Raw genomic sequence first — 20,781 nt, forward strand, 5'->3', positions numbered from 1 at the left:
CAGTAGCCTGTATGGGGTTGTCTGAAACGGAACATGTCGTAAATATCTGTCCATAAGCTGCCGGTTACCCAAAAACAGGCTTGGACAAAAATTTGGACAAATTGTAAGTGATTGATAATTATATGATTGCCAGGTTGGGGGCAACTTACAGATGCTTACAGCCCTGATACAAAATCTTCCAGCGCCACATCGAGCGGCGAGATTTCTAATTTCTTGCGCAGGCGGTGGCGTTGCTTGCGAACGGCATCTACCGATATGCCCTGCATGGCGGCCATTTCTTTGGTGGGGATATTGAGCTTGCACAAGGCTAAAAAACGCGTTTCGGCAGCGGTAATATCGGGCAGGGCCTTCTCTATTTCGTGCAAAAAATCGGGATGCACCTTATTGAACAGGGTTTTGAAATTCCGCCAGTCGTCATCGGTCAGTATGATGAAATCTTTTAAAACAGCGGCATCGGGCCGTGCGAATTGCGCCTGCAGGCTTTCTATCAGCTTATTTTTTTCTGCCATGCTGCGGGTAAACGTAGCCAGCTGCTCCTGTGCATGAGCGGCTTCGGCTTCAGCCAGGCGCTTTTCTTTCTCTAATTTTTGCTGTCGCACTTTTTGACGCAGGCGGCGGCGGTTGTACAGCAATATGGTTATGACAGATAAAACAGCGATGCCCGCGAGCAGGGTATTGCGTATGCGCAACTGCCGTCCGGCTTCATACTGCGCACGGACAATAGCGGTTTGCATCCTGTCATATTCTACCTCCATGCTCACGGTGGCCAGCCGGTTTTCGGCTATTGTTTGCTGCAGGCTGTCTTTCCATTGCTGGTATGCGGCCTGGTAAAAATAAGCGCTGTCGTACCTGTTTATTTTTGAGAATGCAGCGGCCATGCCCTTTGCGGCCAGCATCGTGTTTTTTATATCGCCTGCCTGCAATGCCCATTGATACGCGCTCCTGTACGCGGCAAGCGCGGCGCTGTATTTCCGATGTACCTGCCATATAGCGGCAAGAGTATTTTGCGCCATTGCAGCATCGCCGTATTGTTTGTATGCGGTGCTGGATGCAATATTCTGCTCTAATAAAGGAATGGCTTCGTCATATTTTTGCTGCAGGAACCAGGCTTTCGCTATGCCACCGCCCGCTATGCCGTTCCAGATGACAGGAAGGGACGGCTCCATGGTTTTTATTTGTGCATAAAATGCAGGACGCGCATCATAATCTGCCAGCACCTGCTTTATCTTTTGATAATAAAAAATGCTGCTATCGGGCATTTGCAATTCTCTGTACGAAGCGCCAACAATGTCTAAAAGTAAAATATAATCCAGCAGGTAATCTTTGGGCAGTTGTATCAGCGCCAAACCTTTCAACCCGTAATCCACGCTGTGCCGGTAATCCGTTGTATGGTACAGCCATGTTGCGATAATGAGATAACGCAAATAAATATGCGGGAAATGCTGCACGCCAATTTTCTCCTGTATCTCTAATGTTTTAAGCAGGTAAAACGATGCCCTGCTACCGGTGCCGCTGTGTTCGGCATATAATGAATAAAGCTCGGACAAAAGCTGCTTGTCGCCGAGCAGGACTGTTTCCTGCATGGCGGCTTTTATCCTGCCGGCAGGTACATCGCCTTTCCCCAATTGCTCATAAATAAGGATTCTTGCCCGTAGCCGTGTATCGGGGTGGCGCTGCAGGTAATCGTTCAGTTGCCTCAAGCGCAGGCTAAAGGTATCCTGGTGATAATTTTTTTTAAGGTCGTCGTAGGTTTCTTCTGCCAGCTTTGTCTGTGATATGTCACCTGCTTTCCAGGCTTTGACCAGCTCATCAGCCGTAAGTTTTTGCGCCGATGCGCCGGTGGCGGAAAGTAATATGCAGCAAACGGAGAAGAAACAGGCCAATTTCACTGCAGAAAGATAAGCATAATTTTTGTGTGCCCTGTCTGGCCGGTCGGGCGCACCGAATCATGATTCATTTATAGTCTAACGTCCGTCCATTAGCGCACCTGCACAAAACGCTATAAGTTTTCGTTTAAGGACAGAAGCCCCCGTTACTCCTGGCCTATTCACCAAAAGATATGACTACCTGGTAAGTTAATTCACTAAAAAGCATAACCTTTGGTGAATGTATAAAACTTCACGATAAAGTCAACTGTCAAAAAATGTTTAAACTATTTTTACTGCCCATTTTTTTACTGGCGATACAAACCGCCGGTGCCCAGCATTTCACCGAAGCTGAAAAGAAAATGATCTTAAGCGGTGATACCACCAAAATGCTGCGTGTCATTCCGCTTACAGAACCGGAAGGAGAAAAGGCTTTAAGAGCCGTTTCAAAAGATATTGGCTATAACGATCCGCTGTTACCGGTACTAAAAAACAGAATGCTGAAATCGGTGCTTGATAGCGCCCGGAGCGGTGTGGGCATTGCGGCGCCACAGGTAGGCATCAACCGCAATCTGATATGGGTGCAGCGCTTTGATAAACCCGGCCGGCCTTTTGAGTTCTTTATCAATCCCAAGATAACATGGCGTTCAGCCTTGCTGATCAAAGGCCCCGAAGGCGATCTTTCTTTTGAAGGCAGAGGAGATGTGGTAAGAAGCTATGCGATCATGGTATCTTATACCGATATGCAGGGACAGCAACACCTCGAAATGCTGGAAGAGTTCACTGCTATCATCTTTCAGCATGAAACCGATCACCTGTCTGGGACTTTGCTTACTGACAGGATCAAAGAACAGCTGGCTAAAAAATATGAGCCCTTTCAGCCTGTAAGAGCCAAAACATTATTGAAAGAGCAGGGAAACTGATCTTTCTACGTAAAACATATTAATCCTTTATTTAGGAAACTCTGTTGAAATTATTTTTAAAGAAAGGGACGTTGCAGATACCGCCATTACCTCCCATTTTTCGATCACTTTTCCGCCCCAATATAATCCATTGATGGTAAGTATATTATGCTCTAAAGTCCAGGTTCCTTCATAATCATTGGTTATAATCGGCGGAGTTCCACACCACCCGGCATTACTCCGGGCAGTTAATTTTCCTCCCGCCTTTAGCATGTATCCATACTGATTTGCCTTAAGGTTTGCCGTTTTTTCGTACACTGTGGTTTCATCCTTATATTCTTTAGGAGTCCAGTTCCCCAACAATTGTTTTGCATCTACATGCTCTCCACCGGTAATTTCTTCCTGTACAGGTAGGGAATCATTATTCTTCGAACAGGAAGCCGCCCCGATCATTAAAGCACCAGATAAAATGATGGCAGCAAAAGATAAATTTTTTCTCATAAAAATAGCTTTAAATTAAAAAGTTCCTTCTATTTTAAATGTAAAATTATGAGCAATCGCAGCAGGACAACATAAAAAAATTTGCCTTAGCCGGGCGTATTTCTAATCATTTGGCCTGATACTTCAATCGTTAAAATCGAGCATTAGTGGTATTACTCCCGGAAACGACAACCCCGCGAAATATTCTCTAAAGTCTTTATGTTTTAAATATCTTCGCCGTCATGATCAAAAACCTACTTTTCGACTTCGGAGGGGTTCTATACAACCTTGATTTTAAAAGAACCTTCAGCGCTTTTGAGGCAATGGGATTCAGTAAATTTGAAGACACCATGTTTTCGCAATACACTGCCGACCCGTTGTTCCAACACCTTGAAACAGGAAAAATATCCCCAGAGGCATTTTACGGTCGCATTAAACAAATGGCGCCGCAGCCTGTTACAAACGAACAAATTAGAGATGCCTGGAATGCCATGCTTATTAATTTCAGAATCCCCAGCCTTGACTTTCTGGTATCCCTGAAAGAAAAATATAACCTGTTCCTGCTAAGCAATACCAACCAGATCCATTATGATCATTTTACCCGGCAACTGCAGCAGCAAACCCCCTATCATTCCCTCAACGATTTTTTTACCAAAGCCTATTACTCGCATATTATCGGTTTAAGAAAACCGGATACGGAGGTTTTCGAATTCATTTTACAGGATGCTGCAATAAAAGCAGAAGAAACATTATTTATTGATGATTCTTATACTAACTTTCCTAATGCTGAAAAGCTCGGCATGAAAATTTATTTATTAGAGCCCGGAAAACTCATAGAGAACATAAATTACGAGCAATTTAACAAATAAATTCCTGTATGGCTGATGCTATAATCCCCCTGCTTACCCTTATAGCGCTTGAAGTAGTGCTGGGCATAGATAATATTATCTTCATTTCTATCCTGGCAGATAAATTGCCCGAAAATCAACGCAACAAACTGCGGCTTTGGGGTATTGGGTTAGCGATGGTGATGCGCCTGATCTTGCTGGCAGTTATCTCGTGGATATTAAAGCTCGACAAGCCCCTGTTTGAAGTTTTGGACATGTCTTTTACCGGTAAAGAGCTCATACTCATAGCCGGAGGTATATTCCTTCTGTACAAAGCCACCAAGGAGATCTATCATAAAACAGAACAGGAAGATCCTGATAACCCTACTAAAATAAAAACCGGCACTTTTGGAAAGCTGTTGTCTGAAATTATCGTGCTGGATCTTGTTTTTTCTGTTGATTCTATCATCACCGCCGTAGGTATGGTAAACGAATTATGGATCATGTATACCGCAGTAGTAGTTACCGTGCTTATTATGTTAGCCGCTTCCAAACCTATTGCCGCGTTTATCAGCAAGCACCCATCCTTTAAGGTGCTGGCACTTTGTTTTTTGATGCTTATAGGCTTTACCCTTATTGCAGAAGGGTTTGAGATCAAAATACCCAAAGGATATATCTACTTTGCAATGGGCTTCTCTTTCCTTGTAGATATTGTTCAAATGAAAACAGTAGGCAATGCGGCAACCAAAGACAGGTAACAGGTGTTGATCAGCCTGTTTTTTACCGGCAAGACCTGAATTTTCTCACAGCATCCGCAGATTTACACAGAAAAACTTCTGGGATGTTCTGTGCCAGCCGTGAGAGATAATGATTTCCGGCAGGTATCAAAAAAGCGATGCCTTCTTCTTTTCTTTTTTAAAGATCAAAGAAAGCAGCAAGCCGATCAATAGCAAAGCAAGCCCGATCCCGAAAGAGTAAATACCGGCTTTTTCCGGATAATTATCTTTAGTAAATGCCACTATCTGCGGACCAATAATACCCCCAACACCCCAGGCGGTAAGCATAGCACCATAAACCGTAGCCATATTATCCGCTCCAAATACTTCTTTCACAAAAGAAGGAAGTACCCCAAAACCACCACCGTAACACAGCAACACAACGCATACCAATATGGAAAACAGTACCGGTTGCTTTAAAAATATCAGTATACCGAATATAACGGCTAACAGTGCTAATATGATACGGAAAGATTGCAAACGACCTATTTTATCAGACAACGCGCCCCAAACCAGCCTTCCCAAACCATTGCATATTGAACTTAAAGCTATGAGGGTAGCTCCTGCTGCTGTAAGGTAATGTTGCGTCTCACCAGAAGTAAAATCAGTTCCGGCTGGCATATTCAGCTTTAACAGATCCTGCAACAACGGCGACTGGAAGGATATAAAAACCATTCCGGCCACCACAATACAGGTAAAAATGGTCCACATCAATACAAACTTCCGGGTAAAAATAATCTGTAATAAAGGGGTAGAGTCTCCGGTTGGCTCCGGGTGCAGCGGATCGTAAGCGGCTTTACCTGCAGGAGGCATTTTTAAAAAAGAAGCTGCAAAAGCGGTAAGCACCAGCAACGTTACACCAATATAAATAAATACTGCCGACATATTATTATTGGTGATTTTTATAAATACAGGTGCCAAAACCTTCGACATGAGTACTGCACCCAAGCCAAAACCCATTACCACCATGCCGGTTACCAGACCCTGTTTATCAGGGAACCATTTCGAAACAGCCGCTACAGGTGTAACATAAGCCAGGCCAAGGCCAATACCACCAATAATACCAAAGCCCACGTAAAGCAACAACAGGCTGTGCTGCTGCAATGCAAAAGCTGCAATCAAATATCCCAGCGAATACAGTACGCCTCCAATAGTGGCTAATTTCCGGGGACCATATTTTGGCATCAGCGTACCTCCCAAAGCGGCTGAAATTCCTAACATAAAAATAGCAATGCTGAACACCCAGGCTACCTGGCTATTGTTCCACCGGTACGTTTCCGATATCGGGTTTTGAAAATAGCTCCAGGCATATACAGTGCCCAGGCACAATTGCATCATCGTGCCCATAATGGCTATCAGCCATCTATTATTTTTCTGCCTCATCAGTTCAGTATATAAATAATAAATAGGCTAAACTACAAATACCTTCACACAATATCTCAAAGCAAAATCAACCTCATATATGATTTATCTCATGATTACCGCTCCTGTAAAATATAACTTTGTACAAAGTACTTATCTCTTTATATAACAGGATTTATTCCTTTTCAATCTGCAAAAGCAATGAACAAACCAATTAAAGTAAATTATATAGAAAGTTTTGGCACACAGGACGGGCCGGGAGTAAGGATGGTAGTGTTTACACAGGGCTGCCTTTTAAAATGCCTCTATTGCCAGAACCCCGATACTATTCCCATCCAGGGCGGTACTGAAATGAGCTGGCAGGAAATTTTCGATAAGGCCATGCGCCAAAAAGAATACTTTGGTAAACGTGGGGGGATTACTGTTTCAGGCGGGGAGCCTTTACTGCACGCCGAGGCCCTGCTTCCTTTATTTAAGGCTATAAAAGAGGCAGGATATACTACAGCCCTGGATACCAACGGCTTTATATGGAACCATTATGTAGAAGACCTGCTGGAGTACACCGATTTTATCTTGCTTGATATCAAACATATCAACCCGCATACACACAAAATGCTCACCGGGGTTCAGCTATCCCCTATTTTAGAGTTTGCCAATAAAGCCAGCCGGCTCAATAAACGCATCTGGCTGCGGTATGTGCTGGTTCCCGGCTGGAACGACAGCGATGAGGACCTGCATGAATGGGCAAAATTTGGTGCCGCTATTAAAGGAGTAGAACGTGTGGAAGTATTACCCTATCACACATTAGGCGTACCTAAATATGCCGAAATGGGGCAGGAATACTTTTTATCGGATGTAAAAACTCCTACACAGGACCTTAAAAACAAGACCAGGCAAATTTTCGAGGAAGAAGGTCTAAGTAATATCGTAGTGAAATAAATCATGTTTTTAACATAAACAGTTGTCTGCAATTATGAAAAAATATGGTCTTGCTCTGCTTCGTGTTTTTTACTCCCCAGCTCTTCATTTCCTGATTGCATGATCATGTTCTCAATCATCCTTCTTCATGACGGAAGTCAGCATTTACGCTAACACGGGTTAGTAGCTTTACTGCTCGTTAGACATAAAAATAACTTCAAAAAATTAATACCATGATAACAGAAGCCGACGTCAAACAATCAAAGTTTTTAGGTACCAAATGGGTCAGTACGCTGGATGTAAATGATTTCATTTATCAGAATATTACGCCCTATTTAGGAGATGCCTCTTTTTTGGAAAATGCAACAGAAAGGACCAATACCGTTTGGAATAAAACAAAAGAATTTTTAAAAGAAGAGAGAGAAAATGGAGGGCTGAGAAGTGTGGATGCCGCAACCATCTCTACCATAACCAGCCACAAGCCCGGGTATATACTTAAAGAAGAAGAGCTGATCGTTGGCCTGCAAACCGATGAGCCGCTCCGCCGTTCCATAAAACCTTTTGGTGGTATCAAACTGGTAGAAGGTGCTTTGGAAGAAAGAGGCATGAAAATAGATCCTTCTGTAAAAGAGGTGTTCAACTATGCTAAAAACCACAACGATGCCGTTTTTTCGGCTTATGATAAAGAGATCCGCCTTTACAGGAGTAACCATATTGTAACCGGCCTGCCTGATAACTATGCACGTGGCCGTATTATTGGCGATTACAGAAGACTGGCTTTATATGGCGCCGATCAGCTGATCGCTTTTAAACAACAGGATGCTGCGGCTATTGGCGGTGAAATGACCGATGAAAAGGTACGTCTGCGCGAAGAAGTATCCTTACAAATAGCTGCTTTAAAAGACATTAAGAAAATGGCTGCCTCTTATGGTTATGATGTTTCTAAACCGGCCGCCAATGCACAGGAAGCCACACAGTGGGTGTACTTCGCCTACCTTGCTGCTATTAAAGAGCAGGATGGTGCTGCCATGTCTATGGGTAATGTGTCTTCTTTCCTTGACATTTATATTGAAAGAGATCTGGAAGCAGGGACCATTACTGAAGCTCAGGCCCAGGAAATGATCGATGATTTTGTAATTAAATTAAGGCTGGTACGCCACCTGCGCCCCGGCTCTTATGATGATATCTTTGGCGGCGATCCTACATGGGTTACTGAGTCTATTGGCGGACAACTATTTGATGGCAGAACTAAAGTAACAAAAACCTCTTTCCGCTTCCTGCAAACTTTATATAACCTGGGCCCTTCTCCTGAGCCTAACCTTACTGTGCTTTGGAGTAAAGATCTGCCAGAAGGTTTTAAAAAATTCTGTGCGCAGGTATCGGTAGACACTTCTTCTATCCAGTACGAAAATGACGACCTGATGCGTGCTTCAAGGGGCAGTGATGATTATGGTATAGCATGTTGCGTATCGCATCAGGCTATTGGTAAATCTATCCAGCATTTTGGAGCAAGGGTTAACCTGCCCAAAGCATTATTGCTGGCGTTAAATACAGGCAGGGAAGAAGAGCATGGCATTGAAATACTAAAAAGTGTTCCCGCTTTAACTGAAGGCGCTCTGAATTACGATGAAGTAATGGCCAACTTTAAAAAATCAATGGTAGAGCTGGCAAGAGTATACGCAAAATCGATGTACATTATCCATTACATGCACGATAAATACTATTATGAAAAAGCTCAAATGTCCATGATAGATACAAATCCGCATGTGGATGTTGCCTATGGCGCCGCCGGTATTTCTATTATTGCCGATTCCTTATCAGCTATTAAATACGCTAAGGTAACGCCGGTAAGGAATGAAATCGGGCTGGCCGTTGATTTTAAAATAGAAGGTGATTTTCCCAAATATGGTAATGATGATGATCGTGTAGACCTTATTGCCAAAGAAGTGGCTTCCTTCTTCTATGCTGAGTTGTGCAAGCACACTCCATATAAGAATGCTACACCTACCCTTTCTTTGCTTACTATTACCTCCAATGTAATGTACGGTAAAAATACAGGGGCTACTCCTGACGGGCGGCCAGCACATCAAAGCTTTGCACCTGGCGCCAACCCCATGCATGGGCGCGATGCTTCAGGAGCGATCAGTTCTTTAAATTCAGTGGCAAAGCTGGACTACGAGGTAGCACAGGATGGCATTTCCAATACCTTCTCCATTATTCCCAAAGCGCTGGGCGCAACAAAAGAAGAACAGATCGATAACCTGGTGGATATGATGAACGGTTATTTCGCTAAGAATGCGCACCACCTGAACGTGAATGTGCTGAACAGGGAGTTACTGATGGATGCTTATAACCATCCTGAGAACTATCCGCAGTTAACCATACGGGTATCAGGTTACGCTGTAAACTTTGTAAGGCTTTCTAAAGATCACCAAATGGAGGTGATTCAAAGAACCTTCCATGAATGTATGTAATTTTTTGTAGTTAGAGATAAGTAATAAAGCGGCCCATTTTTATGGATCGCTTTTTTTTATTCCATTCATTTGCCGGGATTTCATTCTTTCCGGGTTAGCGGGCCTGAACAGTCCTTCTAATACCCAACAAAAGCGCAGCTATTAGGGCAGTTTTTCTTGCTGCTTTTTTATTGAATAAACCATTGGAATTTTTCGATTCAAAATTCAATTGTTTTATTGAAGCAATTGTAAGGCGCATAATCAAACTCATCAAGAGAATAATTTCAAGCCCTTTATTTATTAAATTGTTTTATTACTTCGCTTAACCTGTGGTTCCACATTACATATGATCGGGTTCTGACGGAGTTCTGAAAAAAGAATACGAGAGATGGAAAATAAATTTACAAGACCTTAGCATTTTTCGGGGCAAATTTTGTCAAACAGGCAACGGCTTAATATCCGTGGTCTGCAAGATGGTATAAAGCGTCCCCATAATAAAAGCACACTCAGTGAAAGCCCATGTTAATTTATGGATTTTGATAAAATATATAGCTCGTTTTGGGCGATACAGGCATTTTTCATAAAACAGGCCCATGGGACACTTATGGCTTCCCGGCTCTATTTTAGGTGCTTACAGCGTGGTATTCAAATAGCAGTAAGCCCCATCGCCACAAAAAAGCAGCAGCAAAATATTTGCTGCTGCCTGTTTATGTTTAAGCCCAAAAGAAGTTATTGATTAATGCCCTTCGCCTTTTGCCGGCGGCGCTGCAGACGCAGGCTGGTGTGAGGCAGGCATAGTCGTTTCTTCAAAATGTTTATCGTATTTATTTTTAAGATTTTTATACGATTGTCCGTCTGCCAGGAAAGCTATAATAAACCATATAAACAATAACAGGGGAACCACAATGGTCATCATAAAATTACGGATCTCATCGCCCAGGTGCATAAATATCGAAACGATATAATAAGCCTTGGCAAGTGTAAGAATACAAACAATACCTTTCAGCAGCAGGATAAAGAAATAAGGAGGCTCGCCTTTGTGAAGAAAATAAATGAAGAATCCAATGGCCAGCTCTGCTATTGTAACAATAGACAAGATCCATGTGGTTCTCCAAACTCTTTTCTTAAAAGTAGCATCGTCAGAATGATGATGCTGGAGGGTCACTTCAGGATAAGCCGCTGAAGGAGAAATATCTTTTGTAGGATCGTAATGATTACTCATACTCTTTATAAATTCTAAGCTTTAAATACTAATTGTTGAATGATGAAACGATGCGCTTTATATCAGGTAGAAGCACAGGAACACAAATACCCATACCAAATCTACAAAGTGCCAGTATAAACCGGCTTTTTCGATCATCAGGTAATGACCTTTATTTTCGAAAACATTCGCCCGCGTCATCAGCAACATAACAATATTAATAATCACCCCGCTGAATACGTGAAAGCCATGAAACCCGGTAATTCCATAAAAGAATCCTCCAAATGCAGCAGGACCCTTTTCACGTATATGCACATCAGGGCTGTTGGCAATTAACTGTACCAGCTGGTCTTTAGGCGTATTCATTAGCTCGGCATGGGTAGCGGTGGATAAATGATATTCGCCTGCGAGGGTTGCCAGCGTATGCTCAGATGAGTTTTGCAGAGCAGCGGTAAGCTCAGGCCCATGTACCAGCTGTCCCCATGGATTATGGCGGGTTGTTTGCGTAATTAGTTCAATTTTACCATCAATTAACGTGGCATGCTCGGCAGTTAAAAGATGGTGCCATTCCAAAGCCTGGCAGGTTAAAAAGGCCAAACCACCCACTATGGTCCACAGCAGCCATTTCTGTACTTCCGCTTTATTCCTGTTATGACCGGCATGTACTGCCAGCACCATTGTTACCGAGCTGATGATAAGTATAAAGGTCATGATACTTACAAATATCAGCGGCAGGTTAGCATGGCCGGCACCGGGTAACGCATTAAATACCACATTGGGATCGGGCCAGAAGTTCTGGCTGAACCTGGTAGTACCATAAGAAATAAGGAACGCGCCGAAAGTAAAGGCATCGCTCATTAAAAAATACCACATCATCACTTTTCCGTACTCGATATTAAAAGGGCTTTTACCGCCACTCCACCATTTGGTACGATGTGTGTTTACTGTTGCTTCGTGTGCCATTCCTTAGAAAAAATTTTTATCCAACAATTATAAAAAATATTAATAAATACAGCCAAAGGAGATCTACAAAATGCCAGTACATAGCCATTACTTCTACAGGTACTGCGCTGTACAGCTTTACTTTTCCTGTTATTGACTTTAGCGCCATTACCAACAACGCCACAATACCTCCGATCACGTGTAAAGCGTGCAGGCCTGCGATTGCATAAAAAAACTGGCCGGCACCGGATGAGCCTTTAAACCTGATATTATGGCTCCACAATTCGGTAAAACCAACGATCTGGCAAACTACAAAAGAAATACCCAGGACAAACGTAATGCCCAGCAATGTTCTGTAACGCCGCATCTCACGGCCTTTAAAAGCTTTTACCGCCATCTGCATAGTAACACTGCTTACCAGGATGAACACAGTAGATGCCCAAAAAACTTTAGGAAGCACAATAGTTCTCCAACCCGTGAGATTACTTTTTACAATAAATGCGCTTGTAAGACCGGCAAACATCATGATCATGCTTGCCATTGCTACCCATAAAGTAAATTTATGAGGATGCAGTCTGCTATGTTGTTCTTTGCTCACAGTTGTCTGAACCATGATTTTTTTGATTATTTTAATTTTAACGGACCGAACTTCTGATTTGCCCGGCCTAAAGAAATGATCTGGATGATCCTGTCACTTCTCCCTGTTCCGGTACTCAAATTTATTTTATCATTTTCAGCGCTACATTTTCGCCAATAACAGCGCCAGCAACACTACCGGCAGATACATATAACTTCCAAACATCACGTTACGGGCGCTCTTTACATCCATTTTGCTATACAGGGTTACACATCTCATGATCATAAAGATATTGGCCGCTATCACCAGTACTAACGCAATCAGTCCCTTTAGTCCCGCGGTTGTGCTTATTCCTGTAAAGAACGGAGCTACTGTTATGGGTACCAGCAAAAGAGAATAGACCAATGTTTGCAATGCTGTAAACTTTGTAGGTCCTTTATCGCTGGGCAATAACTTAAAGCCGGCCTCACTGTAATCTTTATGCGCTACCCATGCTATAGCCCAGAAATGCGGGAACTGCCATAAAAACTGTATCCCGAACATAACAGCGCCTCCTAACCAGTCAATTTGCTGTCCCGGAACAAATCCTGCTACCCAGCCAATAAGGCAGGGCAAAGCTCCAGGAAACGCGCCAATCAATACGGCTATAGAGTTTACCTTTTTAAGCGGGGTGTAAACAAAGGCATATAAAAACAAACTAAAAGCAGCCAGCAAAGCCGCTGTTATATTAAAATAATACCCTAAGATGAACACCCCTAATGCCCCGGTCAACACAGCAAAGCCCCAGCCCTGTTCCGGCGTTATACGCCCGCTTGCAACAGGTCTTTTTGCTGTACGCTTCATCAGCGCATCGGTATCTTTTTCCACCACCATATTGATGGTATTGGCGCTACCTGTTACCAATATACCACCTGCAAAGAGCAAAACTATACGCCACCAGTCAATCAGCACTCCAGGTACCAGCAAATAGCTGATCACACTGCTGAACACCACCATTATACTCAAAGAGGGCTTAATAAGCTGTATATAGTCTTTTAAGTGTCCTCTTTTTTGTTCCAATTTATTTACTAGTTAATAGTTAATAGCTAATAGTTCACGGGTACCTTTCTATTCCCCATTCAATATTAACCACTTACTTAATTAATGCGAAGTTTCCTTTTCTCCTATTGGCTCAGTTTGAGGAATAAAGTCCCTTCCATCTTTACCATAATCATATGCCCAGCGATGCACTTCCGGTATCTCACCTTCCCAGTTGCCATGCCCGGGACGAATAGGTGTGGTCCACTCTAAAGTTGTAGCGCCCCATGGATTCAATGATCTTACTCTTCTGCCTTTATACATTGAATATAAATAATTGAATACAAATATCATTTGCACGGCAAACACTATTACAGTAACGATAGTGATCATAGCATCCAGGCCGTGGAATTGGTTAAAGCTAACCCAGCTGCTTTTATCCAGATATCTTCTGGGCATACCGGCAAAGCCCTGGTAGTGCATAGGCCAGAAAATAAGATAGGCACCAATCATGGTTACCCAAAAGTGAATGTAGCCCAAAGTATTATTCATGAAGCGCCCGTACATTTTAGGGAACCAGTGGTAAATACCCGCAAACATGCCAAAAAATGCAGATACCCCCATTACAATATGGAAGTGGGCAATCACGAACATTGTATCGTGCAGGTGAATATCAATAGTTGAATTACCCAAGAATATCCCCGTTAAGCCACCTGATATGAACATACTAACAAAACCAATGGCGAACAGCATAGCCGGTGTAAACCTGATATTACCACGCCACAGCGTTGTAAGCCAGTTAAATACCTTGATTGCAGAAGGTACCGCAATTAATAAGGTTAATAAAACAAATACAGACCCCAGGAATGGATTGAGCCCTGTAACGAACATATGATGCGCCCATACAAGGAATGCCAGTATACAAATGGCGAACAGAGAGAATACCATTGCCATATAACCAAAGATGGGTTTACGGGCATTAACAGACATTACCTCTGACACGATACCCATTGTTGGCAGGATGATAATATATACTTCAGGGTGGCCCAGGAACCAGAACAGGTGCTGGAACAGGATCGCATTACCACCTTCGTTTGACAACGCCTGCCCGGCCACATAAATATCGCTCAGGTAAAAGCTGGTGCCCAAATGGCGGTCAAATATCAGCAGTACCACGCCAGATAATAATACCGGGAACGAAAGTACACCCAGTACAGCGGTGAACAGCAGCGCCCATATAGTTAACGGCACCCGTGTCATGCTCATACCTTTGGTACGCATATTAAGTATTGTGGCAATATAGTTTAAGCCCCCTAACAGCTGGGAAATAATAAACAGCGCCATTGCCGTAATCCAGTAATCCATACCCGCTTTAGAACCTTCCGAGGCCTGGCCCAGGGCACTTAAAGGCGGGTAAATGGTCCAGCCACCCGACGCAGGGCCTGTTTGAATGAACAGGGATGCTACCATTACCACGCTTCCTGCAAAAAAGAACCAGTAAGAAAGCATGTTCATTAAAGGCGACGCCATATCCCTTGCACCAATCTGCAAAGGAATCAGCAGGTTGGCAAAAGTTCCGCTTAATCCCGCAGTCAGTACAAAAAATATCAGTACAGTACCGTGCATGGTCGTTAATGCATAATAAAAATCCGGTTTAATGCGGCCGCCTTCGGCCCATTTGCCGAAAAGCGTTTCCAAGATAGGAAAGGACTCATCGGGAAAACCCAGCTGAAGCCTGAATAACACAGAAAATAAACCTCCAATGATGGCCCAAATAATACCGGTGATCAGGAATTGTTTGGCAATCATTTTATGATCCTGGCTAAATATATACTTCGTTATAAAAGTTTCTTTGTGATGTACATGCACATGATGAGAATCGTCTGCATGATGACTGTGGCTTGCTGTTTCGTGCTGGGTATGTAAAATATCGCTCATAAAAAAAATATCGTTCTTTAATTATATAAAGGTATAACTAAATTATTTTGCTGTGGCAGAATCGGGTTGTGCCGCAACTGTGGCAGTGCTGTCCACCGGTTTTTTTGCTGAAGCATCTGCACCAGCAGCATTGGTACCATCCTGCTTTTCTACAACGGCTGTCTGGTATTGGGGTTTTTGGGTAGCCATCCACTGGTCATACTCTTCCTGGGTTTCCACAATAATTTCTCCGCGCATGCCTGTATGTCCGGCGCCGCACATCTGGTCACAGGCAATTTCAAAAACAAAATTCTCGTTGCCGGTTTCTTTGATCATGTCTTTGGTTGTTTTAATAGGTGTAAACCAAAGTGTGGTAGGGGTGCCCGGAACAGCATCCATCTTTAACCGGAAGTGAGGCAGGCCCACGCTATGTATTACATCTTTTGCACCAATTACCAGCTTCACAGGCTTATTTACTACCAGATGTAAAGGGCCGCCGGATACAATATCATCATGTGTGGCAGCATCGTCCCATATCAAACCCAAAGAGTTATCCTCCGCTTCATTAATAAATTTATAATTTTTCTTACCCAGGGTACCATCCTTACCTGGGTACCGGAACTCCCATTTAAACTGGCTGCCGGTAATTTCTACAGTAGCTGCATTTTCGGGAGCTGCACCTGTAATCTGGTACCAATACACCAAACCAAAAGAAATAAGTATGGTAAGCACAATGGCAGGAACTACCGTCCAGATCATCTCCAGCTTGTTATTGTGCGGGAAATAATAAGGGGTACGGTCCTCTCTTGCCTGGTATTTGAAAGAATACCAGAATAATAATATCTGGGTAACAAAGAAAACTATGCCGGTAGCAATTAAAGTGTACTTCAGCATTCTGTCTACTTTAAGACCATGGTCAGACGCAGAGGTGCCAAGCCCTAAGGTTTTATCAGCAAGTGTATGGTGTGCCCAATACACGCCAAACAGCCCTACTATAAGGAACACCAATAACAAGAACGCATTAATTCTGTTAGACTGCTTCTGGGTTCTTTCTTCCCCTTGTATTACTGATACAAATTCAGTAGCCCTCGCAATCTGGAAGGTGATAATGAATCCCAATAATAAAATCGCTATTAATAAAAAAGTATGCATACGATGTATTGTTCTGTTATTGTTTTATCTTAATTCTTTAGCTACTGGCTTTAAAACATATCCTTGCAAAACTGCCTGCCTGTATGGCCAGATGGCCGTTCGCATTTTTCAACTGTTAATATCTATGCCGGCTCCTGTTCTTATCATCCGTTAACTTAAGTATGGTGTATCACACTCTCTTTGGCAAAAGGATGATTTTTTACTACCAAAGGATACCTGCTTAAAGTACGGCCTACAAGCAGCATGATCAATCCCACAAAGAAAAGGGCAACACCCATATCATATATAATCACAGGTACTTTGTTAGGAGAGACTGCAGGGAATACCATTTGAAAAAAGTCCAGCCAATGGCCAAATAAAATAAGTATTGATACAAATGTTACTGTTGTGTAATTGCGCTTAGAGTCGCGGCTCATAAAAATCAGGATAGGGCCTACAAAATTAATGATCAGCATTGTCCAGAATATACCGGCATAATGGCCCGGGTTCCCGGCATTGCCTATCCTGTTTACAAAATAAATGGTTTCTTCGGGCTGGTTACTATACCATATCAGCATAAACTGGGAAAACCACAGATAGGTCCAGAAAATAGAGAACGCAAACATAAATTTACCCAGGTCATGTAAATGCTCTTTATTTACGGAAGGTAAATATCCGTTATTTTTAAGAAATACCACGTAAAGGGTTATTAAGGCAATCCCTGCTACGAAAGTGCTTGCGAAGGTATACCAGCTGTACATCGTACTGAACCAGTGTGCATCTATGCTCATTAACCATAACCAGGGTAAAGATGACATGATCGTTAATGCAAACACTACAATATATAATGCTGCCATAACGGTGTTATCCCATACGAACTTCTTCCTGGCCTCAATGGTCTCGGGAGGATTAGTATCGAGGCTGCGCGAACGCTGGCGCATTTTCCATCCCAGGAAAGACCAGAAGATAACAGTAAATAATGTAACAGCCGTATAAAACCCTTTATTGAGAAAACCCTTTTTATAGTTCAATACTTTATCATGCGCCACATGCTCCGCATCTGTCCAGTGATAAATTACATGGTTATCTCCAAATACAATAGATAACAAAATAACGGTGGTAATAACCCCGATTACAGGTACCGCAGCAGATACAGCTTCTGTAACCCTTGAAAAACCAATTTGCCAGCCGCCCCAGGCCAGCGTTGTTGCGCACATAAAGAACATGGCGGCATTTACCACCAGCAGGAAGTAAACACTGTTCTGTAACAGGCTTGCCCAAAAGCGCGCATGGTTCCGGTGCAGCTCTTCATCGCTGGCTGCAGCACCATGCGTTGAAATATATAGTGCAATAGCCGCTACAAGCCCAACCCCCATTAACACATACGCAATAGTGTTATATTTTTTTGCAGGTATAAATTTTTCTACTGTTGACATTCCTGATCTTTATTAAATAAATTCAAATAATTAATTCTTTGCCGTTGCTGTACTATCTACAGGCGCTGCAGCCGGAGCCGCTGCCGGTGCTGCCTTCTTCTGCTTCGATTTAATATAAGCTACTACCTCCCAACGCTCCTTCGGTGTAAGCTGGGAAGCATAGCTGCCCATTTGCCCCTTACCATAAGTAATAGAATAAAACATGGTGCCCGGGGCCATCGCCTCGTAAACAGCATCTCCAACTAAAGTAGCTGGCTTTGCAGAGTATGGACCATCGCCCCCCTTAAACAGCGGACCGTTACCATCCAAAGCAGCTCCATGACAAATGCCGCAATTCACCAGGTACAGGCGCTCTGCTTTTTTCAGATCTATATCCGTCACAGTATCCAACGGACTTTTCAGCTGCGCGGACTGTGCATACCCCGTCGAATCATGCTTCAGGTTAAAATGGAAAGCCAGGTCTTCCTGCCTCGATACAGTTCCTGCCACAGGCAACCCGTCATAGTGCGCACCCACCTCTTTTAACCTGCTGGCTGCGGGAGCATAAGTTTCATATGCCACGCTGTAAAACATATCTGGCATATAGGCAAGGCCGGGGTCTTTTCCTGCGCCGCAACCGGCGGCCACCACACTAAGCACTATAACTATTATGTAAAAATATTTGCTCATATTGATATTCGATTCTTGATACGTATTTGTTTTTAATCTCTTGAACATTCAATATTCAATATTCAACATTCAATATTTGCGGCCTTATATCTGCGGCACTTTTTTACCAAACCTTACGGTTTCCCTGTCGTAACGGCCAATCCACCAGTCTGCTTCACGATGCTGTATCTCAACGTCCTGGGCGCCCACGCTTTGTAAAAAGGCAATGGCTTCGGCCTCGTTGGTTTTATCGGTGCACTCAATAGCCATTGTAAATGTATCATCGGTGCTGCGCAGGTTAAAATGGTCTTTCTTTACAAAAGGGGCCAGCTGGCACAACCAGCAAAAAGTAAGCACCATACCTACAGCGGCAAATAACACCGTAAGCTCAAACATAATAGGTATCCAGGCAGGCAGTGAAAAATAAGGCTTACCTCCAAAATTTATAGGCCAGTCATATGCCAGCATCCAGGTAATAAAGCCAATGGCGGTAGATGTTCCGGTAATACCGTAAATAAAACCGGCAATGTGCAGGTCGGTATCTTTTAATCCCATCACTTTATCCAGCCCGTGAATAGGGAAGGGGGTGTATACATCGTGTATTTTGTAACCGGCACGGCGCACTTTAGTTACCGCGGGGAACAAAACCGCTTCATCGTAAAAATTACCTACAACAAATTTTTTAACGTTCATATATTTTTTGTTACTGGTTTCTGGTTACCGGATACTGGTAAGTACCGCTCCAAAAAAACTTGTCAACTTATAAACTTTTCAACATTTCAACCGCTCATCTATCATCCAACAACCGTCATCTCCTAATGATGATGACTTTGCTCGTGCTCAAACGCATCATAACTCTCCATTTCTTCTTTCCTATATCCCTCTTTATAGCTATCCCCGTTTTTCTTGAGAATATGCTTGATCTCTGCAATAGCAATAACCGGGAAGAACTTGCTAAACAGGAAGTAGCAGGTGAAGAACAAACCAAATGTACCCATGTAAAAACCTATTTCCCAGATGGTTGGTGTATAATAAGTGCTCCAGGAGCTGGGTAGGTAATCTCGGTAAATAGAAGTAACAATAATTACAAATCTTTCGAACCACATACCAATATTTACCAGGATGCTCATAAAGAAAGTAACCAAAATATTACGCCTCATTTTACGGAACCAGAATATCTGCGGAGAAAGCACATTACAACCCATCATGAGCCAGTAGCTCCAGCCGTAAGGGCTGTTGAGGTTCAAACGGTTTTCCTTGAATGCAAACCACTCATAAGGAGAGGCGCTGTACCAAGACATAAACAGCTCTGTTAAATACGCGATACCTACAATGGAGCCGGTAAGCACAATTACTTTGTTCATCACATCAATATGCTCCATTGTAATATATTCTTCCAGTCCCAATACTTTACGGGTGATCAATAATAATGTTTGCACCATTGCAAAGCCGCTGAATACCGCACCTGCCACAAAGTAGGGGGGGAAGATGGTGGTATGCCAGCCGGGTATTACTGAGGTAGCAAAGTCGAAAGATACGATCGTGTGTACCGAAAGTACCAGCGGGGTAGAGAGCCCTGCGAGTACCAGCGATAAAGCCTCGTGCCTTTGCCAGTGTTTGGTGCTTCCCGTCCAGCCAAATGCAGCCAAACCATAGAAGAACTTGCGCCATTTCAGTTTGGCACGGTCGCGAAGCGTAGCCAGATCGGGCAGTAAACCCGAGTACCAGAATAAAAGAGACACTGTAAAGTAAGTAGAGATCGCGAATACATCCCAAAGCAGCGGTGAGTTAAAGTTTACCCATAAAGGGCCACGGGTGTTAGGATAAGGCATTACAAAGAATCCATTCCACACACGCCCCATATGCCATATAGGGAACTGTCCCGCGCACATTACCGCGAAGATCGTCATCGCTTCAGCAGCACGGTTTACACCGGTACGCCAGCCCTGCCGGAACAACAGCAGGATGGCAGAGATCAACGTACCCGCATGACCAATACCTACCCACCATACGAAATTGGTAATATCCCATCCCCAGCCAATGGTCTTATTCAGGTTCCACTGACCGGTACCATACACAATATCCATATAAATGGACACCACACCAAAGCCTAACAAGCCCAGCGAAATAATAAAACCCACCCACCAGAGTTTACTGGGTTTGGCTTCCACGGGGCGGCAAATATCTTCCGTTACATCGTGGTAGGTTTTATTTCCTGCTACCAATGGCGCCCTGGCCTGCGATTCGTATCTGATTAATGACATATTTATTATTCGTAGTTTATCGTTTCCGGTTTATCGTTAAAGATCAACGTATAAACTTTTCAACT

General features: G+C 43.3%; 18 protein-coding genes. 5 read left to right on the forward strand and 13 right to left on the reverse strand.

The window, feature by feature from the left end; translation table 11 throughout:
- Positions 1-155 precede the first annotated feature (155 nt).
- Entirely contained in the window at positions 156-1,889 is a 1,734-nt protein-coding gene (locus ACYVBM_RS07255) for a helix-turn-helix transcriptional regulator (RefSeq protein WP_460684970.1), read from the reverse strand.
- Between the two features lie 254 nt (positions 1,890-2,143).
- Between ACYVBM_RS07255 and ACYVBM_RS07260 the strand changes: the two genes are divergently transcribed.
- The gene (locus tag ACYVBM_RS07260) at positions 2,144-2,788 is read left to right on the forward strand and encodes a peptide deformylase (RefSeq protein ID WP_460684971.1); all 645 of its coding nucleotides are present in this window, start codon (positions 2,144-2,146) and stop codon (positions 2,786-2,788) included.
- Positions 2,789-2,815: 27 nt separating this feature from the next.
- Here the strand turns inward: ACYVBM_RS07260 and ACYVBM_RS07265 are convergent, their stop codons facing one another.
- The gene (locus ACYVBM_RS07265; protein ID WP_460684972.1) at positions 2,816-3,268 is read right to left on the reverse strand and encodes a hypothetical protein; all 453 of its coding nucleotides are present in this window, start codon (positions 3,266-3,268) and stop codon (positions 2,816-2,818) included.
- Positions 3,269-3,489: 221 nt separating this feature from the next.
- Here ACYVBM_RS07265 and ACYVBM_RS07270 point away from each other — a divergent pair, with 221 nt between their 5' ends.
- The gene (locus tag ACYVBM_RS07270; RefSeq protein WP_460684973.1) at positions 3,490-4,116 is read left to right on the forward strand and encodes an HAD family hydrolase; all 627 of its coding nucleotides are present in this window, start codon (positions 3,490-3,492) and stop codon (positions 4,114-4,116) included.
- A gap of 8 nt (positions 4,117-4,124) precedes the next feature.
- Positions 4,125-4,832 carry a TerC family protein gene (locus tag ACYVBM_RS07275; protein WP_460684974.1) on the forward strand — a complete coding sequence of 236 codons (708 nt, stop codon included), beginning with the start codon at positions 4,125-4,127 and terminating at the stop codon, positions 4,830-4,832.
- Between the two features lie 126 nt (positions 4,833-4,958).
- Here the strand turns inward: ACYVBM_RS07275 and ACYVBM_RS07280 are convergent, their stop codons facing one another.
- The gene (locus ACYVBM_RS07280) at positions 4,959-6,233 is read right to left on the reverse strand and encodes an L-lactate MFS transporter (RefSeq protein ID WP_460684975.1); all 1,275 of its coding nucleotides are present in this window, start codon (positions 6,231-6,233) and stop codon (positions 4,959-4,961) included.
- Between the two features lie 180 nt (positions 6,234-6,413).
- On the opposite strand from ACYVBM_RS07280, the gene pflA reads away from it, so the two are divergent.
- Positions 6,414-7,151, forward strand: coding sequence for a pyruvate formate-lyase-activating protein (gene pflA, locus ACYVBM_RS07285; RefSeq protein ID WP_460684976.1), 738 nt, complete (start codon positions 6,414-6,416; stop codon positions 7,149-7,151).
- Positions 7,152-7,363: 212 nt separating this feature from the next.
- On the forward strand, positions 7,364-9,604 hold the full coding sequence (gene pflB, locus ACYVBM_RS07290) for a formate C-acetyltransferase (protein ID WP_460684977.1): 2,241 nt from the start codon (positions 7,364-7,366) through the stop codon (positions 9,602-9,604).
- A gap of 715 nt (positions 9,605-10,319) precedes the next feature.
- Here the strand turns inward: pflB and ACYVBM_RS07295 are convergent.
- The 10 genes from ACYVBM_RS07295 to nrfD form a co-directional block, all read right to left on the reverse strand.
- Positions 10,320-10,805 carry a cytochrome C oxidase subunit IV family protein gene (locus ACYVBM_RS07295; protein WP_460684978.1) on the reverse strand — a complete coding sequence of 162 codons (486 nt, stop codon included), beginning with the start codon at positions 10,803-10,805 and terminating at the stop codon, positions 10,320-10,322.
- A 57-nt stretch (positions 10,806-10,862) separates the two neighbouring features.
- A complete protein-coding gene (locus tag ACYVBM_RS07300; RefSeq protein WP_460684979.1) occupies positions 10,863-11,747 on the reverse strand; it encodes a cytochrome c oxidase subunit 3 in 885 nt (294 codons plus the stop codon).
- A 16-nt stretch (positions 11,748-11,763) separates the two neighbouring features.
- Entirely contained in the window at positions 11,764-12,339 is a 576-nt protein-coding gene (locus ACYVBM_RS07305; RefSeq protein WP_460684980.1) for a cytochrome c oxidase subunit 3, read from the reverse strand.
- 126 nt (positions 12,340-12,465) lie between these two features.
- Positions 12,466-13,362 (reverse strand): heme o synthase, encoded by an 897-nt coding sequence (cyoE, locus tag ACYVBM_RS07310; RefSeq protein WP_460684981.1) that lies wholly within the window; start codon positions 13,360-13,362, stop codon positions 12,466-12,468.
- A gap of 81 nt (positions 13,363-13,443) precedes the next feature.
- Positions 13,444-15,258, reverse strand: a complete 1,815-nt coding sequence (locus ACYVBM_RS07315) for a cytochrome c oxidase subunit I (RefSeq protein ID WP_460684982.1) — start codon at positions 15,256-15,258, stop codon at positions 13,444-13,446.
- Between the two features lie 42 nt (positions 15,259-15,300).
- Positions 15,301-16,389 carry a cytochrome c oxidase subunit II gene (locus ACYVBM_RS07320; protein WP_460684983.1) on the reverse strand — a complete coding sequence of 363 codons (1,089 nt, stop codon included), beginning with the start codon at positions 16,387-16,389 and terminating at the stop codon, positions 15,301-15,303.
- Between the two features lie 155 nt (positions 16,390-16,544).
- On the reverse strand, positions 16,545-17,804 hold the full coding sequence (locus ACYVBM_RS07325) for a quinol:cytochrome C oxidoreductase (RefSeq protein WP_460684984.1): 1,260 nt from the start codon (positions 17,802-17,804) through the stop codon (positions 16,545-16,547).
- A 30-nt stretch (positions 17,805-17,834) separates the two neighbouring features.
- Positions 17,835-18,473 carry a c-type cytochrome gene (locus ACYVBM_RS07330; RefSeq protein ID WP_460684985.1) on the reverse strand — a complete coding sequence of 213 codons (639 nt, stop codon included), beginning with the start codon at positions 18,471-18,473 and terminating at the stop codon, positions 17,835-17,837.
- Positions 18,474-18,557: 84 nt separating this feature from the next.
- Positions 18,558-19,145 carry a DUF3341 domain-containing protein gene (locus ACYVBM_RS07335; RefSeq protein WP_460684986.1) on the reverse strand — a complete coding sequence of 196 codons (588 nt, stop codon included), beginning with the start codon at positions 19,143-19,145 and terminating at the stop codon, positions 18,558-18,560.
- Between the two features lie 122 nt (positions 19,146-19,267).
- Complete coding sequence (gene nrfD, locus ACYVBM_RS07340; protein ID WP_460684987.1) at positions 19,268-20,716, reverse strand: NrfD/PsrC family molybdoenzyme membrane anchor subunit; 1,449 nt, start codon at positions 20,714-20,716, stop codon at positions 19,268-19,270.
- Between the last annotated feature and the right edge of the window lie 65 nt (positions 20,717-20,781).

This window comes from Niabella aquatica (genome assembly GCF_054779315.1).

Coding starts and splice junctions, on each gene's coding strand:
- ACYVBM_RS07275 (WP_460684974.1), top strand. CDS start 4,125: ATGGCTGATGCTATAATCCCCCTGCTTACCCTTATAGCGCTTGAAGTA.
- ACYVBM_RS07305 (WP_460684980.1), bottom strand. CDS start 12,339: ATGGTTCAGACAACTGTGAGCAAAGAACAACATAGCAGACTGCATCCT.
- pflA (WP_460684976.1), top strand. CDS start 6,414: ATGAACAAACCAATTAAAGTAAATTATATAGAAAGTTTTGGCACACAG.
- ACYVBM_RS07335 (WP_460684986.1), bottom strand. CDS start 19,145: ATGAACGTTAAAAAATTTGTTGTAGGTAATTTTTACGATGAAGCGGTT.
- ACYVBM_RS07320 (WP_460684983.1), bottom strand. CDS start 16,389: ATGCATACTTTTTTATTAATAGCGATTTTATTATTGGGATTCATTATC.
- ACYVBM_RS07270 (WP_460684973.1), top strand. CDS start 3,490: ATGATCAAAAACCTACTTTTCGACTTCGGAGGGGTTCTATACAACCTT.
- ACYVBM_RS07265 (WP_460684972.1), bottom strand. CDS start 3,268: ATGAGAAAAAATTTATCTTTTGCTGCCATCATTTTATCTGGTGCTTTA.
- ACYVBM_RS07295 (WP_460684978.1), bottom strand. CDS start 10,805: ATGAGTAATCATTACGATCCTACAAAAGATATTTCTCCTTCAGCGGCT.
- pflB (WP_460684977.1), top strand. CDS start 7,364: ATGATAACAGAAGCCGACGTCAAACAATCAAAGTTTTTAGGTACCAAA.
- nrfD (WP_460684987.1), bottom strand. CDS start 20,716: ATGTCATTAATCAGATACGAATCGCAGGCCAGGGCGCCATTGGTAGCA.
- ACYVBM_RS07260 (WP_460684971.1), top strand. CDS start 2,144: ATGTTTAAACTATTTTTACTGCCCATTTTTTTACTGGCGATACAAACC.
- ACYVBM_RS07325 (WP_460684984.1), bottom strand. CDS start 17,804: ATGTCAACAGTAGAAAAATTTATACCTGCAAAAAAATATAACACTATT.
- ACYVBM_RS07315 (WP_460684982.1), bottom strand. CDS start 15,258: ATGAGCGATATTTTACATACCCAGCACGAAACAGCAAGCCACAGTCAT.
- ACYVBM_RS07280 (WP_460684975.1), bottom strand. CDS start 6,233: ATGAGGCAGAAAAATAATAGATGGCTGATAGCCATTATGGGCACGATG.
- ACYVBM_RS07330 (WP_460684985.1), bottom strand. CDS start 18,473: ATGAGCAAATATTTTTACATAATAGTTATAGTGCTTAGTGTGGTGGCC.
- ACYVBM_RS07300 (WP_460684979.1), bottom strand. CDS start 11,747: ATGGCACACGAAGCAACAGTAAACACACATCGTACCAAATGGTGGAGT.